Origin of the sequence: Brevibacillus borstelensis (genome assembly GCF_037834415.1) — a bacterium.
GTDB lineage: Bacteria > Bacillota > Bacilli > Brevibacillales > Brevibacillaceae > Brevibacillus > Brevibacillus borstelensis_A.
Genome location: NZ_JAUMSJ010000134.1, coordinates 1 through 317, shown reverse-complemented (window position 1 = coordinate 317; position 317 = coordinate 1). Strand labels below are relative to the sequence as shown.

At 46.7% G+C, this 317-nt stretch carries 1 protein-coding gene; it reads left to right on the top strand.

Annotation, left to right across the window (positions count from 1 at the left end):
* A partial coding sequence (locus Q3F21_RS27285) for an ATP-binding protein (protein ID WP_340259752.1) occupies positions 1 to 317 on the top strand: 317 nt, incomplete at both ends.

Genomic DNA, 317 nt, shown 5'->3' with positions numbered 1-317 from the left:
AGCTTGCCATCATGGCTATTCCGTCCAGTTTTGGACTGCCGCTAAAATATGTAACGCGCTTATGGAAGCTCAGTCCCAAAAGCGAATCCTCCAGCTAGAGAGGCAATGGTCGAAAACAGATTTGATTATTTTGGATGAAGTCGGGTTTGTCCCTCTCAGTCGGACCGGGGCGGAGTTAGTATTCCAATTTTGTGCGGCCCGCTATGAGAAAGGAAGCATGATCATTACCAGCAATCTAGAATTTACAGAATGGACACAGATTTTCAAAGATGAACAAATGACGTCAGCCCTGGTTGATCGGCTTACCCATCGTGCCT